This is a genomic window from Pectobacterium wasabiae CFBP 3304, from assembly GCF_001742185.1.
Lineage (GTDB): Bacteria > Pseudomonadota > Gammaproteobacteria > Enterobacterales > Enterobacteriaceae > Pectobacterium > Pectobacterium wasabiae.
Map to the genome: position 1 here is coordinate 864,504 of NZ_CP015750.1, position 17,501 is coordinate 882,004.

The window sequence follows — 17,501 nt, forward strand, 5'->3', positions numbered from 1 at the left end:
GTTTTGATTTTCCCCGCTCGTCAGCCCTCATTCCCTTTTCTATGCTGCCAGCCGTCCGTATGGATTTATACGCCACAAAATTTATACTCAACACCAGGGAAATCAACATGACAAAACAACAAGGATTCACACTGATTGAGCTGATGATCGTCATTGCGATCATCGCTATCCTCAGCGCCATTGGCGTTCCCGCCTATCAAGGCTATCTGCAAAAAGCTGCGCTGACGGACATGCTGCAAACGATGGTGTCGTATAAAACGCCAGTCGATCTCTGCGGTCTGGAAAATGCTGCGTTTACGGCCTGCAATGCAGGGAATCAGGGGATTCCTGGCAGCAAATCTTCACGCTATGTCAGCACCGTTAGCGTCGTACAAGGCGTAATTGTGCTGACTGGGCAATCTACTCTGCAAGGGCTGCGCGTTATTCTGACGCCAACGTGGAATACCGAAACCGGCGCTTCACGCTGGACGAAAAATTGTGCCACGGACGACGGCACAGAGAGCCTGCAATCTGCCTGTCAGGACGTTTTCCGTTTCGATAACACGGCGGGTTAATCATGACTGGCTCCGCCTTCTCCACCGAGCATACACTCAGCGAGTTACAGACGTTGTGCCGACGTTATCAGGCATTATTACTCAGCATTGATGAACAAACGCTGTCGGTCGCCGTCACGGTGTCCCCTTCTTCAGAGATGATCGCCGCACTGCGTTTCGCCAGCAACCGCCGAATTATGGTGGAACAGTGGCCACAGGCCAGAATGGAACAACAGCTTAACCCAGTGAACGCCGTTGCTGAGCCAGCAGAAACCTATCATGCCGGTACTTATCACACCAATACCGGGCAGCAGGAGCATGACGACGATTCCCCCGTAGCGCAGTTTATCCATCAAACGCTGCGCCTCGCCGTTCAGCGCCGAGCCTCTGATATTCACTTTGAGCCACAGCCAGACAGCTATCGTGTGCGGCTACGCATTGACGGTGTATTGCAGGCCATATCCGCGCCACCGCCAGAGTTGACAGGCCGTATTACCGCACGGCTGAAAATCATGGGCAAATTGAATATCGCCGAACGGCGGTTACCGCAGGATGGTCAATTCAGCCTAATGCTGGATCAACAGCCCTATTCGTTACGCATCGCCACCCTCCCGTGCAGCAGGGAGAAAAAGTCGTCCTGCGTATTTTACAAACACATCAGCAGGAGTTGGTGCTGGATAAACTCGGGCTTACTGCAAAAGCATTGCAACAGCTTATCGGTGTGCTGAGTACCTCACAGGGTATGCTACTAGTCACCGGTCCAACGGGGAGTGGCAAAACCGTGACGCTTTACAGCGCGATACGCTGGCTGAACGATAGCAGTCGCAATATCTGTAGCGTGGAAGATCCGGTCGAAATCCCCTTGCAGGGAATCAACCAAACGGCGATCAATCCTAAAGCGGAACTGGGCTTTGGCAGAATTTTACGTGCGCTGCTGCGACAAGACCCAGACGTCATTATGATTGGTGAAATCCGCGATGCTGAAACCGCAGAAATTGCGGTAAAAGCCGCACAAACCGGCCATCTGGTCATGTCCACGTTGCATACCAACTCTGCCGTAGAAACGCTGACTCGTCTCAACCATCTGGGCATTCCCGGTTATCTGTTAGCGGCGGCGCTAAAACTCATCGTCGCACAGCGACTTGTACGTCGATTATGCCCGCACTGTAAAACGCCAGGAGAGCCGCTACTCTCACTGCCAAACGACATGTGGCAAGGACCACTGCACCATTGGAAAGCCAATGGTTGCAGTCACTGTTTCTCTGGTTACTATGGCCGTGTCGCGCTCTATGAATTACTGCCCATCACGCCGGATTTTCAAACCGCGCTAGCAGGCAACGCCAGCGTAGGGGAATTATCTGTACTGTCACGCAACTCAGGTTTCCCAACGCTGCTGGCCTCGGGGTTGGAGCTGGTCAACGACGGCCTGACTTCACTTGCTGAAGTCTATCGTGTTGTAGGCGATGAACGGTCGATGAATCAGGAGGCGCAATGAAGTTAGAGCGCTTATATCACTGGCAGGCAATCACATCCGAGGGTGAATTTGCTGACGGCGCGCTTATTAGCACGCACCGCCAGCACGCTTATGCCAGCCTGATTGCCCAAGGCTACCAGCCGCTCATCGTAAAGGCTGGTCATTATCTATCACCCCGCTACTGGAAACGCGAACAGCTAGGTGAGTTAATCAAACAGCTTGCTGCACTACTACAAGCTGGATTGCCACTGCTGGAAGCATTAAAACTGATATCAGAGCAACATGAGCGCCCTGGCTGGCGCTGCATATTACGGGACGTCCGAACTCATGTTGCTCAGGGAAACTCGCTGTCTGAGGCATTGCACGACTATCCTCATATCTTTCCAGTCCTGTATCGATCCCTCATTGCCGTCGGCGAGTTGACTGGGAAGCTAGACGTATGCTGCCTACAGCTAGCACAACAGCAAGAGAAGCAATCCAGACTGCAACAAAAAGTTATCAAGGCGCTACGCTATCCTTGTTTTGTTTTGCTCATTGCAATGCTGGTCAGCATGATGATGTTGCTGCTGGTTCTACCCGAATTCGCAACACTCTACTCCTCGTTCAATACGCCGTTGCCGTGGTTTACTCGGCAGTTACTTCATCTAGCCGACCTCCTTGCTGGCTACGGGTTCCTTGGGCTATTGCTTATTAGCTGCCTAATATTGGGGTATGCCCGACTGAGACAGCAAAGACCATTATGGAAAACCAGAGAACAAGAATGGCTGCTGAGGCTCCCTGTGGTATCCAGTTTGCTACGTGGTAAATCACTGAACCAGATATTCAATATTCTGGCCATGACTCAGCATGCCGGTTTAACGCTTCCTGAGGGGCTGGATGCGGCAGCAACGATCCGTCACCCGCTTTATCAGGCAGCCATTCAACAGATACAGACGCAGTTGCATCAGGGTACGTCGCTATATCATGCCACACAACATCACATCGCATTGTTCCCTGCACCCTGTCCGCAGTTGATTCGGGTTGGGGAAGAAACCGGAGCGCTGGATACAATCTTTACACAGTTAGCAGAATGGCATGAGAGGCGGGTGCAACAACAGGCCGATATGCTGACACAAACGCTGGAGCCGTTATTGATGATGGTCGTCGGAGGAATGGTCGGGGCGCTAGTGATTGGCATGTACTTGCCTATCTTCCAACTGGGGAATGTATTGGCTGGTGCCTGAACCAGCCAATACATGCAAGACAACGTCGACAAATCAAACTACGCAATCGCTGTTAACAACGGAAAGACAGAATGTGAAGACGTATAACTATCCGTTGAAAATACGATTTTCCTGCTCGGCCACGCGGATAAACGTTGTGCGCTTCGTCAGCTCCTTCAAGCGGGATGCGCCAACATAGGTACAGGCCGATCGCAAGCCGCCAAGGATATCGCGGACAGTATTATCTACCGGACCGCGCAGTGGCAATTTCACGGTTTTTCCTTCTGCGGCACGGTACTCCGCCACACCGCCGACGTGACGTTCCATCGCAGATGTGGAACTCATGCCGTAGAACAACATCATTTTCTCACCGTTTTCTTCAACGATGGTGCCTTCACATTCATCATGCCCTGCCAGCATGCCGCCCAACATAACGAAATCTGCACCGCCGCCGAATGCTTTTGCTACATCACCCGGCATAGCACAACCGCCATCACTTACGATTTGCCCACCAAGGCCATGTGCCGCATCGGCACATTCAATCACGGCGGAAAGCTGGGGGTAGCCTACACCCGTTTTAACGCGTGTAGTGCAAACAGAACCGGGGCCAATGCCGACTTTCACGATATCTGCCCCAGAGAGAATGAGTTCTTCCACCATTTCGCCCGTCACGACGTTTCCCGCGCAGATAACCTTATCTGGGCAGGCCTCACGTGCTTTTTGCAGGAATGTCACAAAGTGTTCAGAATAGCCATTTGCTACATCGATGCAGATAAATTTCAGCTCCGACGACAGTGCCAGAATTTGCTTTAACTTGATGAAGTCAGCGTCAGATGTCCCGGTCGAAACCATAACATGACGTAATACCGATGCCGGTGCGCGTTGCACAAACTGAGACCAGTGTTCGACAGAGTAGTGTTTATGGACAGCCGTCAGAACATCAAAAGAGGCTAGGACTTCCGCCATACTAAACGTACCTACGGAATCCATATTGGCTGCGATAATCGGTACACCGGACCAGTTGCCTCCGGCGTGGAGAAAAGTGAATTGACGTTCTAATTCAACTTCGGAGCGGCTTTTCAGCGTCGAACGCTTTGGCCGGATGAGAACGTCTTTAAAGCCTAACTTTAAATCTTCTTCAATACGCATGAGGTTCGAGTTCCTGGTTAGTGACGGCAATATATTCAGTATCACTACTGAGCATAATCGTGTTTGAAAAAATAATGCCCTTTACCAGTGACGTTATCATACGCAGGAATAATCCTGCGGCAAGACTGCGATTTTCACTTTATTTGGGATAAAATCAGAAAAATTTACCTATCGCCCAGCAGAGTGATAGTGTGAAGCAAACAGCGGTTTATGCCTGATCGGATTCGGGGGATGGGAATGTACTCCTCACCCTTGAAGATAATCGAAATGTTAACTTTTCAGCACGAGTGCAATGACATACATCGTAGCCTTAACGGGCGGTATCGGCAGCGGGAAAAGCACCGTCGCCGATGAATTTGCCAAATTAGGGGCCACTATCGTTGACGCGGATATCATCGCGCGTCAGGTAGTCGAACCTGGGAAACCCGCACTGGATGCCATCAGGCTCCGGTTTGGCGATGCTGTGCTCAATACCGATGGTTCATTAAACCGCGCCGCACTACGTCACCGAATCTTTTCCTCATCAGAGGAGAAACAGTGGCTGAATAATTTGCTCCATCCGTTGATCCATCAGGAAACACAGGCCCAGTTTCGTGCCATGTCCACACCGTATATTCTGTGGGTCGTCCCGTTACTGGTGGAGAATGGGTTGCAACAGCGAGCACAGCGTATTCTGGTCGTTGATGTAGACAGAGACACACAGCTTGAACGCACACTGGCCCGCGATAGCATCAGTCGGCAGCAAGCAGAAAACATACTGGCAGCACAGGTAACCCGAGAACAGCGCCTGGCTTATGCTGATGATATTATTGATAACAGTCGTTGCCCAAACGAACTAGCTCCACAGGTTGCGGCATTACACCGCCACTATTTGGATCTAGCCGCCTACGCAACCGACAGGATGACTAAGAATGAGTGACGCCTCCTCAACCATTTTATTTGAATATCCGCTGAACGAAAAAACGCGTACCTGGTTGCGTATCGAATCATTATTGCAGCAGTTGCATCAAAACCACTCCCTGACCGATATGGGGGGCGCACTGACATTTTTTCGAGCCATCGCCGAGCTGCTTGATGTACTAGAACGTGGAGATGTGCGTACCGAGTTGCTGAAAGAACTGGAGCGCCAACAGCAAAAATTGCTGCAATGGAGTGATGTGCCGGGCGTTGACATGGAGCGGATCCACACACTGCGACGCCAGTTGAAAGATCTGGCCGGCACACTGATGGCGGCACCGCGGATGGGGCAGTTCTTACGGGAAGATCGACTGATTGGCATGGTCCGCCAGCGACTCGGTATTCCCGGCGGGTGCTGCAGTTTCGACTTGCCGACACTACATAGCTGGCTGCACCAGCCTCAGGAGCTGCGTGAGAAATTGGTTTATGGCTGGCTTAGCTCCTTGTCGCCGCTCAAACAAGCATTGGATATGATTCTGGAACTGATCCGTCACTCCGGCACATTCCGCCCACAAACCAGCCTGAATGGCTTCTTTCAGGACAATGCCTCTGATGCAGACCTGCTACGTTTGCGTCTTGAACAGGTACATCAACTCTATCCGCAAATATCCGGCCATAAGACACGCTATGCCATCCGTTTTCTACCATTGGATAGCGAAAACGGCCATATTCCCCCTCGTTTAACGTTTGAACTGGCCTGCTGTTAGACACAGCCCCGATAAACGAAAACGCATTCAGCACCAAATAGAGTGAAAAGAATTTTATGACAACAGAGATTACAACGGTGAAGTGCCCCACCTGCAAGCAGGCGGTCATCTGGGATGAGAACAGCATCTATCGCCCATTTTGCAGCAAACGTTGTCAGCTCATCGATTTGGGTGAATGGGCTGACGAAGAAAAACGCATTCCGAGTGATGATATGGTTTCTGATAGTGATGACTGGAGCGAAACGCGCTAACAGCCACGTTTCGCAGTAACATCTTTCAGACAGGCAAATCTAGATTAAAGCGATTTCAGCCAGCGGATCATCTCCGCGTTCGCTGGCGGAAATTCCTCCTCGCGTAATTCTTCTACGCTCACCCAGCGAGATTCCTGACCTTCCCGGCCATAGGGTTCCCCCAGCCATGTTTCAACCAGAAAAAAATGAAGCGTGATGATTCTCTCCGGCGTAGAAAATGTTTTGTTATTTAGCGGCTGCGGTGCGCTAGCGTCGATACCCGTTTCTTCGAACAGTTCACGAATCAGCCCCTGCTCTGGCGTTTCGCCCGCTTCAATTTTACCGCCAGGAAATTCCCACATCCCTGCCATATGAACGCCATCAGGACGACGAGCAATGAAGTATTGCTGTTCCGCATTGCGGATGATTCCCACTGCGACGGATAACTGTTTTTGCGTCATGACAATTCCTATCAAATGCTTACCAAGTAAAAGGCGGTCAATGACCGCCTTTGCACTTATCACCTATTACTCACTGGATTAGCAGCCCATTATTTCTGTAAGCGACCGTGGCACTGCTTATATTTCTTGCCTGAGCCGCATGGGCAAGGATCGTTACGCCCAATTTTACGGTCTGCATGAGCGGGTGAACCGGTATTCAGGCTATCTTCTTCCTGATGGCTCAGTTGCTGCTGCCGCGCCAAACGTTCAGCTTCTTCACGGCGTTGCAGCTCCAACGCTTCGATTTCTTCCGGCATTCTCACCTGGACTTTGCTCAGCGTGCTGATCACTTCATATTTCAGTGATTCCAACATCGCAGCAAACATAGAGAATGATTCACGCTTATATTCTTGTTTCGGATCTTTCTGTGCATAGCCACGCAGATGGATGCCCTGACGCAGATAATCCATTGCCGCCAGATGCTCTTTCCACAATGAATCCAGCGTCTGCAACATCACACCTTTCTCGAAGTTGCGCATGACTTCATTGCCAACCACTTCTTCTTTGCGAGAATAAATTTCAAGCGCCTGCTGGAAAATACGCTCACGCAGCGTTTCTTCATGCAGTTCAGGCTCTTTATCCAGCCATGCCTTGATCGGCATATCCAGATCGAAATCGTTCTTCAGGCGCTGTTCCAGTCCTTCCGCATCCCACATCTCTTCCAGAGACTGCGGCGGGATATAGCTGTCGATAGTCGCTTTAAACACATCCTCACGAATACTAGTGATGGTTTCGCTGATATCAGCGACGTCCAGCAGTTCGTTACGCTGCGTGTAGATCGCACGACGTTGGTCGCTCGCTACATCGTCGTATTCCAGCAGTTGTTTACGAATATCGAAGTTACGGCTTTCCACTTTACGCTGTGCGTTAGCAATCGCCTTGGTGACCCACGGGTGCTCAATGGCTTCACCCGGTTTCATACCCAGCTTACGCATCATGTTAGAAACACGATCGGAGGCAAAAATACGCATCAGCGCATCTTCCATCGACAGATAGAAGCGTGATGAACCCGCATCCCCCTGACGGCCCGAACGGCCACGCAACTGGTTATCAATACGGCGAGATTCATGGCGCTCTGTACCGATAATGTGCAAACCACCCGCAGCCAGTACGGCATCATGACGCACTTTCCAAGCGGCTTTGATTTCTGCAATTTGCCCGTCATCTGGATTCTCCAGATGCGCCACTTCTGTTTGCCAGCTACCGCCTAATACGATGTCCGTACCACGACCAGCCATGTTGGTTGCGATAGTGACAGCACCCGCCTGACCCGCCTGAGCAACGATATCGGCTTCCATGGCGTGGAACTTCGCATTCAACACATTGTGTTTAATGCCCGCTTTCTCCAGCGCCAGAGAAACCACTTCGGATTTTTCAATGGAGATCGTACCGACCAGAATCGGCTGGCCTTTTACGGAACGGTCTTTGATATCCTCAATAATGGCATCGATTTTTTCCTGTTCGGTCATGTAGACCAGATCAGGCAAATCTTTACGGATCATCGGACGGTTGGTCGGCACCACAATCGTATCCAGCTTATAGATAGAGCTGAATTCGAACGCTTCGGTATCTGCCGTACCCGTCATACCTGCCAGTTTTTCGTACAGCCGAAAGTAGTTCTGGAAGGTAATGGAAGCCAACGTCTGGTTTTCATTCTGAATGGCCACCTTCTCTTTCGCTTCCACGGCCTGATGCAGACCATCGGACCAGCGACGTCCCTGCATGGTGCGCCCCGTGTGTTCGTCAACGATGATAACTTCACCGTCTTTCACAATGTAGTCCACATCGAGAGTAAACAGCACGTGCGCGCGCAGTGCGGCGGTCACATGGTGCATCAGCATAATGTTCGTCGGGGAGTACAGCGATTCTCCCTCTTCCATAATGCCTTCTTTCACCAGCAGTTCTTCCACCAGAACCAGACCGCGTTCGGTGAGGTTAACCTGGCGTGCTTTCTCATCAACAGAGAAGTGGCCTTCACCGTGGAAGGTGTCCGAATCTTCCTTCTCCTGACGGATCAGATGAGGGATAATTTTATTGACGCTGATATAAAGCTCAGAGCTGTCTTCAGCCGGACCAGAAATGATCAGCGGTGTACGTGCTTCATCGATCAAGATGGAGTCAACTTCATCCACCAGCGCGTAGTACAGTTTGCGCTGTACGCGATCTTCCGGGCTGAATGCCATGTTGTCGCGCAGGTAGTCAAAGCCGTATTCGTTATTGGTCCCGTAGGTAATATCTGCGGCATAGGCTTCACGCTTCGCCGGAGCAGGCATTCCTGGCAGGTTAATACCGACGCTCAGGCCAAGGAATTCAAATAGCGGACGGTTATTTTCGGCATCACGCTGTGCCAAATAATCGTTCACGGTAACCACGTGCACGCCACGGCCAGTCAACGCATTCAAGTACGCCGGTAAGGTTGCCGTCAGCGTTTTACCTTCACCAGTACGCATCTCCGCAATGCACCGCTCGTTCAACACCATACCGCCAAGAAGCTGCACGTCGAAATGACGCATGCCAAATACACGCTTACTAGATTCACGCACCACAGCGAAGGCTTCTGGCAGCAGGTTTTCCAGCGTTTCACCTTTCTCCAGACGAGCACGGAACTCCAGCGTTTTCGCTTGCAGTTCCTCATCTGAAAGTTTTTCCATTTCTGGCTCTAACCGACCAACAACATCAACATTTTTACGCATACGGCGTAGAGTACGATCGTTACGACTACCAAAAATTTTGGTTAGGATATTCATGACCATAATAATTTTAATCTCACAAGTGCCACGTATCCAGTGGCAACACAACATCGAAAACCTGAGAAACTCAGAGAAAACGGAATAAATTTCTTCCGCTAATTATCCATTACACGTTCAACTGAGAAGAGAGGGTCCTGCACGGATGCCGCGAATTTGGGCAAGCCAAATACCGATTTGATGATGTGCCTGAGGATAAAAAGTGACTCGCCCAGCATGGGGGGAGATCACAAAGGGATACTGGGAATCCTGCGTCAGCAGCGCATTTAGCGTATCCAGCAAAACCAGAGAATGCGGTTCCAGCTCGTCAGCCTGCTGGGCATTGACCGTCTGTGGCGTCGTCAATGCAAAAGAAAGGTGACGGATGACAGTACGAATCGCATGCTGATGCCAGTAATCAACGCTGTAGGACGAGCGTCGATGTGCTTCTTTCAGCGCCACCAGATCGGTAAGGCTCAGCGATACGTTATTTTGGCGACTAACACTGGAACTTGAATTAGGGAGTGAGGCAATATCCTGTGAGTCGTTCAGGCTTGTCGGCAGACCAAGACTCGCCGCGACCATCCCTAATAAGAGATGCGGCCAGAAATAACGTCTGCCAAATTGTCGCCAACGATTTAGAATACCAATCACGAGTAACATCCACCGGAGCCAGGTCTATGCGTGATAGCCGCCCACAATCACTGGAATTTCTGTTTGATAGCGCATCCATGTCGGGTAAAGGCCCGCTACAAGATGTGCAACAGCGCGCTATCGCCTTATTAAAACTCAACCGTGCCGTCCGCGGATTACTGCCTGCACCGTTGCACCCATGGTGCCGCGTCGCTAATTACCGACAAGGCTTACTGATACTGGAAACCGCCAACGCCAGTTGGCTGATGCGGTTACGTTACGAACAACCTGCGCTGCTCTCTGCATTACGCGCACAAATACTACCATCATTGGCTTCAATCGACATCAGGATTAATCCAACGCTTGCCGCAAAAGGGCATGAAATCGTGAAAAATAGTAGCATTTCAGTAACGGAGAGTGCCGACAGCAAACCGTTGCGTCAGTTGAGTGAGCAAAGCGCGGAAACATTGAGGACGTTAGCAGGCAACAGCCCGGAAAAACTTAGAAAGATATTAGAACGACTGGCTTCGCTGGCCGGAGAGAGTACCAGTAAAACCAGTCGTAATAAGAAGTGACGACTTCAGGCGTTACGCCAACACGATAGACGGTGCTTTAAATGCCAGTGGCATTTCAGCTTCGTCTTCAAAGGTCACGTATTCCCACGCTTCCTGATTTGCCAGCACAGCCTGCAACAGTTTGTTGTTCAGGGCATGGCCAGATTTAAATGCAGAAAACGCACCAATGATGTTGTGGCCACACATAAACAGGTCGCCAATGGCATCCAGCATTTTATGGCGGACAAACTCATCTTCAAAACGCAAACCGTCTTCGTTCAACACGCGGTAATCGTCAACGACGATGGCACAATCCATACTGCCGCCCAGGCACAACCCACGAGACTGCAAGTATTCGATATCGCGCATGAAGCCGAAGGTACGCGCACGGCTGATCTGGCGAACAAACGCATCAGCAGAGAAATCCAAACGATAGCGCTGGTTGCCCGCATCAATCGCCGGGTGGTTGAAGTCGATAGTGAAATCCAAGCTAAAACCGTTAAACGGTTTCATTTCGGCCCACTTATCACCATCTTCAACGCGAACTGGCTGTTTGATACGTACGAATTTCTTGGCACAATTCAGCTCTTCAATACCCGCATCTAACAGCAGGTAAACGAACGGGCTGGCGCTACCATCCATAATTGGAATTTCTGGCGCGTCAACATCAATGACAATATTGTCAATGCCCAACCCTGCAAGCGCAGCGTTAAGATGCTCCACCGTAGAAATACGCACGTCATGCTCATTAACCAGGCAAGTACAGAGCATGGTATCACGCACGGATTTTGCATCAGCCGGGAAATCAACCGGGGGATTCAAGTCTGTGCGGCGATAGATGACCCCGGTATTTGCCGGTGCAGGACGCATGGTCAACGTGACCTTCTTGCCGGTATGTAACCCGACACCAGTCGCCTGAACAATACGTTTTAATGTACGTTGTTTGATCATCATTTTATCTCGCATGTTACTGAACCTACCGACCTAGTATAGACCAGGCTCGGTGGCACAGTTTAGCACAAAGAGCGGAGATTCCAACGTTATCTGGCAGCAAATTAGTCTGCCTGCTTACGCAGAAACGCCGGGATATCCAGATAGTCTGGCTCTTTATTTGTCTGCGGATTCTGGTCGTTAACCACTTTAGCAGCCGGTTTTTCCTGCGCCAGCGGCGTCATACCGTGTTGCTGGTAACGATGATCCATCACAGGCTGGCTGGCCTGCTTGTTCGTCACCAGAGTAATCTCAGGACGTTTGTCCATGCCGATACCCGTCGCAACAACCGTCACACGCAGTTCATCATTCATTTCTGGGTCAAGCGACGTACCAATCACCACAGTCGCATTGTCAGATGCAAATGCACGGATAGTGTTACCTACCGTCTCGAACTCATCCAGACGCAGGTCAAAGCCCGCCGTGATGTTGACCAACACGCCACGCGCGCCGGACAGATCGATATCTTCCAACAGTGGGCTGGAGATCGCCATTTCAGCCGCTTCTTCTGCACGGTCTTCACCGCGTGCAACGCCGGAGCCCATCATGGCATAACCCATTTCGGACATCACGGTACGCACGTCTGCAAAGTCGACGTTCATCAGGCCTGGACGCGTGATCAGCTCGGCAATACCCTGTACTGCGCCTTTCAGTACGTCATTTGCTGCACCAAATGCATCCAGCAGGGAAATACCACGCCCCAGTACTTTCAGCAGCTTATCGTTTGGAATGGTGATCAGCGAATCAACGTGCTTAGACAGCTCGGCGATACCTTGCTCCGCAAACGCCATACGCTTTTTGCCTTCAAAGTTGAAAGGCTTGGTCACCACAGCGACGGTCAGAATACCCAGGTCTTTGGCTACTTCAGCCACAACCGGTGCAGCGCCGGTCCCTGTACCACCGCCCATACCTGCGGCGATAAACACCATGTCCGCGCCTTCCAGCGCTGAACGCAGTGCTTCACGATCTTCTTCAGCCGAATTACGGCCAACTTCCGGGTTAGCGCCTGCACCCAGACCTTTTGTGATACCGCTACCGATCTGAATCGTCTGGCCAACCGCTGTTTTACGTAATGCCTGCGCATCCGTGTTGACCGCAAAGAACTCAACGCCTTCGATGCGCTCGCGCACCATGTGTTCGACGGCATTACCACCGCCGCCACCGACGCCGATGACTTTAATCACCGCGTCGTTGGTTAATTCCATTGGTTCAAACATAATTTCTCTCCGTTTGTGCCTGTAACTGCGAGATCATAAAACTGTGCCAGGTGATCTCTTTGATAAAATTAAAATTCTTTCCTCAACCAGCTATTGATTCTCTTGAACCAGTTGCTCACTGAGGCACGTTTTTCGACTTCATGCTCACCACCCAGGTGAGATTCTTTTCCGTAATGCAGTAACCCAACCGCCGTTGAGTAATAAGGCTCTTGGGCGTAATCCGTCAGCCCTGTTATATTCATTGGTTGTCCAATACGCACCTGTGTATGGAACACACGCTGCGCACAAGCCGCCAGACCGTCTATTTGCGCGGCACCGCCCGTCAGCACAATCCCTGCCGCCAGATGGTGTTTCACGCCCTGTTGACGCAACTGCTCCTGCAACTGTAAAAGTTCATCGTTCACCAAGTTCAACAGCTCGGTGTAACGTGGTTCAATCACTTCCGCCAGTGTCTGTCTTTGCAGACTGCGGGGTGGACGTCCTCCAACACTCGGAACCTCCACATTCTCATCTTTGCCGACGATCGCGCCTAATGCACAGCCATGGCGCACCTTAATCGCTTCGGCATCCGTCGGCGGCGTGCCAAATGCGTAGGCAATATCGCTCGTAACTACATTGCCTGCATAAGGAATCACTTTCGTGTGTCGCAATGCACCACCGGTATAGACCGCGATATCCATTGTGCCGCCACCGATATCAACGACGCACACGCCCAGTTCACGCTCGTCTTCTGTCAGAACCGCATAGCTGGAAGCCAGCCCCGCAAAAATCAGTTGGTCGACTTTTAAACCACAGCGTTCAACGGCTTTAACAATATTCTTCGCCATATCGTTATGGCAGGTTATCAGGTGGACTTTCGCCTGCATACGCACGCCGGATAAGCCCACTGGGTTTTTAATCCCTTCCTGATAATCGATCGCATATTCTTGCGGAATTACATGGAGAACGCGGTGTTCATCGCGCACGCGCACCGATTTAGCGGTGTGCACCACGCTTTCTACGTCTTCCTGCGTCACCTCTTCTTCTGAAATAGGCACCATTCCTATTTCATTCTGGCAACTGATGTGTTTTCCCGATAGCGCCAGATACACAGAAGAAATCTGACAGTCTGCCATTAACTCCGCTTGATCAATCGCGCGTTGAACACACTTAACGACCGATTCCAGATCGTTTACGCCGCCTTTATCCATTCCGCGTGACGGACAACTGCCTACGCCAATAATATTGACCATGCCATCGGGCAGGACTTCCCCTACCAGCGCAGCCACTTTTGCTGTACCGATTTCCAGCCCAACTACCAGTTTTCTGTCTGTCGACTTGATCATTGTTGTTTAGCCTGTGCCTGTTTCTGGTTACTGTTCTGTTGCTGATCAATGTCTTATTGCTGACCAACTCGTTGCCGATCAACATGTTGTTGATCAAGCAAAGCTGGAGCCCAACCTATCGCGGCCCCGCTGTCGTATCGCAAATCTACATGGCTAATACGTTTGTTCTCGCTCTGAGCCTGCCGCTGCAACAGCGGATACAGCTCGATAAAGCGTTGCAGACGTTTAGCCCTATCGTCCCGCCCCAATTCGAGGCGAGTATCATCGTCTAATCCCAGTTGCCACGAATGCCGCGCACTCATCGCTACCGTTTTTAACGTAAACTTTCCGGCGGCTAGCGTCTGACTCATGATGCGATAGCCTTCCAATACTTCTGTTTCACTGCCTTCTGGGCCATATAGCAACGGCATCTTACGGTTACCAACGCGTTCGGCGGGGACAGTGAACGAATTTCCTTCCGCATCAACCAGTAGCTGATCATTCCAACGCGCTACCGGCACATATTCAACCAGATGAATCTTTAATTCGTCCGGCCACTGCTTACGCACGCTGGCCTGTTTGATCCATGATAGACGTTCGATCTGCTGCTGGATCACGTTCACATCCTGTGTCATGAACGTTCCCGGCGACCCCAACGACAAAATCGCCTGACGAATATCGTCATTGGTGGTGTACTGCCTTTCCCCTGTCACTGCCATACGAGAGAGCGGCAGGCGGCTGGCGTCTTTCATCCACCCCACCACAATCCAGCTTCCCCAGACGATCGTCCCTATCACCATCAGCAGGAAAATGATTCCTGCCAATTGGCCTCCATTACTGCGACGTGTTCCTTTCGGTTCAGGCTCTCGTCCGCGTGTATTCAGCGCTGCCTGCGACATATCAGCCAGCAAGCTCCAGAATTTTCACGACCAGTTGCGAAAAAGTCAGACCACGTTGACGCGCCGCCATAGGAACCAGGCTGTGGCTCGTCATCCCTGGAGACGTATTCACCTCAAGCAAATAGAAAGCACCATCGCTATCCAACATAAAATCGACGCGTCCCCATCCGCTACAATCCACCGCACGGTAAGCCGCCATCGCCAGTACCGCTAACGCCTGCTCTTGATCGTCCGGCAGACCACTTGGGCAGAAATACTGCGTATCGTCCGACAAATACTTCGCTTCATAATCGTAAAACGTCCCCGCAGGCTGGATGCGAATAGACGGCAATACCTCATCACCCAAGATAGCAACGGTATACTCTGGGCCACTCAGCCATTTCTCGACCAGAACATCGTCATCATGACGGAATGCTTCTTCCAATGCCGCAGGCAACTCACTAAGCGCATTCACTTTGCTCATGCCAACGCTGGAACCTTCACGGCTTGGTTTGACGATCAGCGGCAACCCAAGATGAGTGAACTTCGCCAGCAATTCGTTTGCTGCCGTTTCTGAATAGTGCCGACGATCCAATGCCACGTAAGGCGATACCGGTAATCCGACCGCTTGCCACACCTGTTTGGTACGGAGCTTATCCATCGTCAGTGCGGATGCCATCACGCCGCTACCGGTATAAGGCAGCCCCAGAAATTCCAGAACACCCTGCAATGTGCCATCTTCACCACCACGACCATGTAAGGCGATGAAAACGCGGGTAAAGCCTTCTTCCTTCAATTTCGTCACAGGGAAGTCACGGGTATCGACCGCATGCGCATTGATGCCCGCTTCTTTCAGGCCAGCCAAAACCGCCTGACCGGAAAGTAACGACACTTCACGTTCAGCAGAGGTTCCACCAAGCAATACGGCAACTTTCTCAGTCATGATGTTCCTCATTCACTTATCTGCGGCTGTAATCTGGAATCAGCCAGTTTACGCGCCAGTTTACCGATGTTGCCGGCTCCCTGAACCAAGATCAGGTCTTCACCTCGCAGCGCCTGTGACAACAGTTCCGGTAAAGTATCCACATCCGTCACCAGAATCGGATCAATCTTACCTCTTCCGCGAATGGTACGGCACAGTGAACGGCTGTCTGCGCCCGGAATCGGCGATTCTCCAGCGGAATACACATCCAGCATCAGCAACACGTCAACCTGCGATAGCACATGCGCGAAGTCGTCGTACAAATCACGGGTGCGCGTATAGCGATGTGGCTGAAAAATCATAACTAACCGCTTATCTGGCCAGCCAGCGCGTGCGGCTTTAATCGTAGCATCAACCTCAGTCGGATGATGGCCATAATCATCGACCAACATCGCGGTGCCACTGTGTCCATTGACTAATTCGAGCGGATACTCGCCGAGAAAATCAAAGCGACGCCCGGTGCCCTGAAAACGTTCTAGCGCGCGCAGAATCGACTCGTCGTCGATGCCTTCATCGGTCGCCACGGCAACCGCCGCCGCTGCATTCAGCGCATTGTGACGCCCCGGCGCATTCAGCGTAACGTTCAGCAACGGTTTATCTTTCCGCTCCAGCGTAAAGTGCCCTTGTGCGCCAGTCTGACGATATCCAGCAATTCGCACATCAGCATCGTCGCTAAAACCATAGGTAATGATGTGACGACCAACACGTGGCAGCAGCTCACGGATTACCTCATCATCCACACACATCACGGCCTGACCATAAAACGGCAGGTTGTGCAGGAAATTAATGAACGTCTGCTTCAGGTTCTCAAAATCGCCCTGATAGGTGTCCATATGGTCGGCTTCAATGTTGGTTACAATCGCCACCATCGGCTGCAAATGCAGGAAGGACGCATCGCTTTCATCTGCTTCTGCGATCAGGTAACGGCTTGAGCCCAAACGCGCATGCGTTCCCGCTGCTTTCACCAAACCGCCGTTCACAAACGTTGGGTCCAATCCCGCTTCAGCATAAATACTGGTGACCATCGCCGTTGTCGTCGTCTTGCCATGCGTACCCGCGATCGCAATGCCATGACGAAATCGCATCAGTTCCGCCAACATTTCGGCACGACGGATCACCGGAATCCGTGCATCATGCGCAGCGACAATCTCTGGGTTATCCGCCGTAATCGCACTTGATACCACCACCACGCTGGCGTTCAGAACGTTCTCTGCACGGTGGTGGAAATAAATCTGCGCGCCAAGTTCGGTCAACTGTTGCGTCACCGCATTCGGTGCCAGATCGGAACCGCTAATTTCATAACCTTCGTTGGCCAACACTTCGGCGATACCACCCATGCCAGCACCGCCGATGCCGACAAAGTGTATGTGCCGGACGCGATGCATCTCGGGCACGATTGAACGTAGTTTCGCCAGTTGTTGAGTATTCACTTTATTCTATCGCTACCTTGTAACGTCGCCGGCCA

General features: G+C 51.5%; 16 protein-coding genes and 1 pseudogene. 7 read left to right on the top strand and 10 right to left on the bottom strand.

Annotated features, from left to right (window positions below; translation table 11 throughout):
- The first annotated feature begins 107 nt into the window (after positions 1 to 107).
- The 3 genes and pseudogenes from ppdD to hofC all read left to right on the top strand — a co-directional run bounded on the left by ppdD (position 108) and on the right by hofC (position 3,230).
- The gene (gene ppdD / locus A7983_RS03835; RefSeq protein ID WP_005975191.1) at positions 108 to 554 is read left to right on the top strand and encodes a prepilin peptidase-dependent pilin; all 447 of its coding nucleotides are present in this window, start codon (positions 108 to 110) and stop codon (positions 552 to 554) included.
- A 2-nt stretch (positions 555 to 556) separates the two neighbouring features.
- Positions 557 to 2,028: pseudogene (gene gspE, locus A7983_RS03840) on the top strand (type II secretion system protein GspE).
- Positions 2,025 to 3,230: a protein transport protein HofC gene (gene hofC, locus A7983_RS03845; RefSeq protein ID WP_005975196.1), complete on the top strand. Its 1,206-nt coding sequence runs from the start codon at positions 2,025 to 2,027 to the stop codon at positions 3,228 to 3,230. The pseudogene gspE and the gene hofC overlap by 4 nt, the downstream one beginning before the upstream one ends.
- A gap of 87 nt (positions 3,231 to 3,317) precedes the next feature.
- Here hofC and A7983_RS03850 read toward each other — a convergent pair whose 3' ends face one another.
- Positions 3,318 to 4,358, bottom strand: coding sequence for a GMP reductase (locus A7983_RS03850; protein WP_005975198.1), 1,041 nt, complete (start codon positions 4,356 to 4,358; stop codon positions 3,318 to 3,320).
- 292 nt (positions 4,359 to 4,650) lie between these two features.
- On the opposite strand from A7983_RS03850, the gene coaE reads away from it, so the two are divergent.
- The 3 genes from coaE to yacG are packed head-to-tail and all read left to right on the top strand — an operon-like array spanning position 4,651 to position 6,273.
- Positions 4,651 to 5,277, top strand: a complete 627-nt coding sequence (gene coaE, locus A7983_RS03855; RefSeq protein ID WP_005975202.1) for a dephospho-CoA kinase — start codon at positions 4,651 to 4,653, stop codon at positions 5,275 to 5,277.
- Positions 5,270 to 6,022, top strand: a complete 753-nt coding sequence (gene zapD / locus A7983_RS03860) for a cell division protein ZapD (RefSeq protein WP_005975204.1) — start codon at positions 5,270 to 5,272, stop codon at positions 6,020 to 6,022. The genes coaE and zapD overlap by 8 nt, the downstream gene beginning before the upstream one ends.
- A gap of 56 nt (positions 6,023 to 6,078) precedes the next feature.
- Positions 6,079 to 6,273, top strand: coding sequence for a DNA gyrase inhibitor YacG (gene yacG, locus A7983_RS03865; RefSeq protein ID WP_005975205.1), 195 nt, complete (start codon positions 6,079 to 6,081; stop codon positions 6,271 to 6,273).
- A 44-nt stretch (positions 6,274 to 6,317) separates the two neighbouring features.
- Here yacG and mutT read toward each other — a convergent pair whose 3' ends face one another.
- From mutT to secM, 3 genes are all read right to left on the bottom strand, one after another.
- The gene (gene mutT / locus A7983_RS03870; RefSeq protein ID WP_005975207.1) at positions 6,318 to 6,713 is read right to left on the bottom strand and encodes an 8-oxo-dGTP diphosphatase MutT; all 396 of its coding nucleotides are present in this window, start codon (positions 6,711 to 6,713) and stop codon (positions 6,318 to 6,320) included.
- A gap of 89 nt (positions 6,714 to 6,802) precedes the next feature.
- Positions 6,803 to 9,505 carry a preprotein translocase subunit SecA gene (secA, locus tag A7983_RS03875; RefSeq protein WP_039478356.1) on the bottom strand — a complete coding sequence of 901 codons (2,703 nt, stop codon included), beginning with the start codon at positions 9,503 to 9,505 and terminating at the stop codon, positions 6,803 to 6,805.
- A gap of 111 nt (positions 9,506 to 9,616) precedes the next feature.
- Positions 9,617 to 10,132, bottom strand: coding sequence for a secA translation cis-regulator SecM (gene secM / locus A7983_RS03880; RefSeq protein WP_005975211.1), 516 nt, complete (start codon positions 10,130 to 10,132; stop codon positions 9,617 to 9,619).
- A 26-nt stretch (positions 10,133 to 10,158) separates the two neighbouring features.
- On the opposite strand from secM, the gene A7983_RS03885 reads away from it, so the two are divergent.
- Entirely contained in the window at positions 10,159 to 10,686 is a 528-nt protein-coding gene (locus A7983_RS03885) for a DUF721 domain-containing protein (protein ID WP_005975213.1), read from the top strand.
- A 12-nt stretch (positions 10,687 to 10,698) separates the two neighbouring features.
- On the opposite strand, the gene lpxC is transcribed toward A7983_RS03885, so the two are convergent.
- The 6 genes from lpxC to murC all read right to left on the bottom strand — a co-directional run bounded on the left by lpxC (position 10,699) and on the right by murC (position 17,466).
- A complete protein-coding gene (lpxC, locus tag A7983_RS03890; RefSeq protein ID WP_039278868.1) occupies positions 10,699 to 11,616 on the bottom strand; it encodes a UDP-3-O-acyl-N-acetylglucosamine deacetylase in 918 nt (305 codons plus the stop codon).
- 104 nt (positions 11,617 to 11,720) lie between these two features.
- On the bottom strand, positions 11,721 to 12,872 hold the full coding sequence (ftsZ, locus tag A7983_RS03895; RefSeq protein ID WP_005975217.1) for a cell division protein FtsZ: 1,152 nt from the start codon (positions 12,870 to 12,872) through the stop codon (positions 11,721 to 11,723).
- Between the two features lie 68 nt (positions 12,873 to 12,940).
- Positions 12,941 to 14,197, bottom strand: coding sequence for a cell division protein FtsA (ftsA, locus tag A7983_RS03900; RefSeq protein WP_005975219.1), 1,257 nt, complete (start codon positions 14,195 to 14,197; stop codon positions 12,941 to 12,943).
- Between the two features lie 53 nt (positions 14,198 to 14,250).
- On the bottom strand, positions 14,251 to 15,075 hold the full coding sequence (ftsQ, locus tag A7983_RS03905; protein ID WP_005975221.1) for a cell division protein FtsQ: 825 nt from the start codon (positions 15,073 to 15,075) through the stop codon (positions 14,251 to 14,253).
- 1 nt (position 15,076) lies between these two features.
- The gene (locus tag A7983_RS03910; protein WP_005975223.1) at positions 15,077 to 15,997 is read right to left on the bottom strand and encodes a D-alanine--D-alanine ligase; all 921 of its coding nucleotides are present in this window, start codon (positions 15,995 to 15,997) and stop codon (positions 15,077 to 15,079) included.
- An 8-nt stretch (positions 15,998 to 16,005) separates the two neighbouring features.
- On the bottom strand, positions 16,006 to 17,466 hold the full coding sequence (gene murC / locus A7983_RS03915; protein WP_039478363.1) for a UDP-N-acetylmuramate--L-alanine ligase: 1,461 nt from the start codon (positions 17,464 to 17,466) through the stop codon (positions 16,006 to 16,008).
- Positions 17,467 to 17,501 lie beyond the last annotated feature (35 nt).

Excerpts from the sequence above, each read along its gene's own strand:
- ppdD (WP_005975191.1), top strand. The coding sequence starts at position 108 with ATGACAAAACAACAAGGATTCACACTGATTGAGCTGATGATCGTCATT.
- ftsQ (WP_005975221.1), bottom strand. The coding sequence starts at position 15,075 with ATGTCGCAGGCAGCGCTGAATACACGCGGACGAGAGCCTGAACCGAAA.
- ftsA (WP_005975219.1), bottom strand. The coding sequence starts at position 14,197 with ATGATCAAGTCGACAGACAGAAAACTGGTAGTTGGGCTGGAAATCGGT.
- A7983_RS03885 (WP_005975213.1), top strand. The coding sequence starts at position 10,159 with ATGCGTGATAGCCGCCCACAATCACTGGAATTTCTGTTTGATAGCGCA.
- mutT (WP_005975207.1), bottom strand. The coding sequence starts at position 6,713 with ATGACGCAAAAACAGTTATCCGTCGCAGTGGGAATCATCCGCAATGCG.
- secA (WP_039478356.1), bottom strand. The coding sequence starts at position 9,505 with ATGGTCATGAATATCCTAACCAAAATTTTTGGTAGTCGTAACGATCGT.
- hofC (WP_005975196.1), top strand. The coding sequence starts at position 2,025 with ATGAAGTTAGAGCGCTTATATCACTGGCAGGCAATCACATCCGAGGGT.
- lpxC (WP_039278868.1), bottom strand. The coding sequence starts at position 11,616 with ATGATCAAACAACGTACATTAAAACGTATTGTTCAGGCGACTGGTGTC.
- ftsZ (WP_005975217.1), bottom strand. The coding sequence starts at position 12,872 with ATGTTTGAACCAATGGAATTAACCAACGACGCGGTGATTAAAGTCATC.
- yacG (WP_005975205.1), top strand. The coding sequence starts at position 6,079 with ATGACAACAGAGATTACAACGGTGAAGTGCCCCACCTGCAAGCAGGCG.
- zapD (WP_005975204.1), top strand. The coding sequence starts at position 5,270 with ATGAGTGACGCCTCCTCAACCATTTTATTTGAATATCCGCTGAACGAA.
- A7983_RS03850 (WP_005975198.1), bottom strand. The coding sequence starts at position 4,358 with ATGCGTATTGAAGAAGATTTAAAGTTAGGCTTTAAAGACGTTCTCATC.
- coaE (WP_005975202.1), top strand. The coding sequence starts at position 4,651 with ATGACATACATCGTAGCCTTAACGGGCGGTATCGGCAGCGGGAAAAGC.
- A7983_RS03910 (WP_005975223.1), bottom strand. The coding sequence starts at position 15,997 with ATGACTGAGAAAGTTGCCGTATTGCTTGGTGGAACCTCTGCTGAACGT.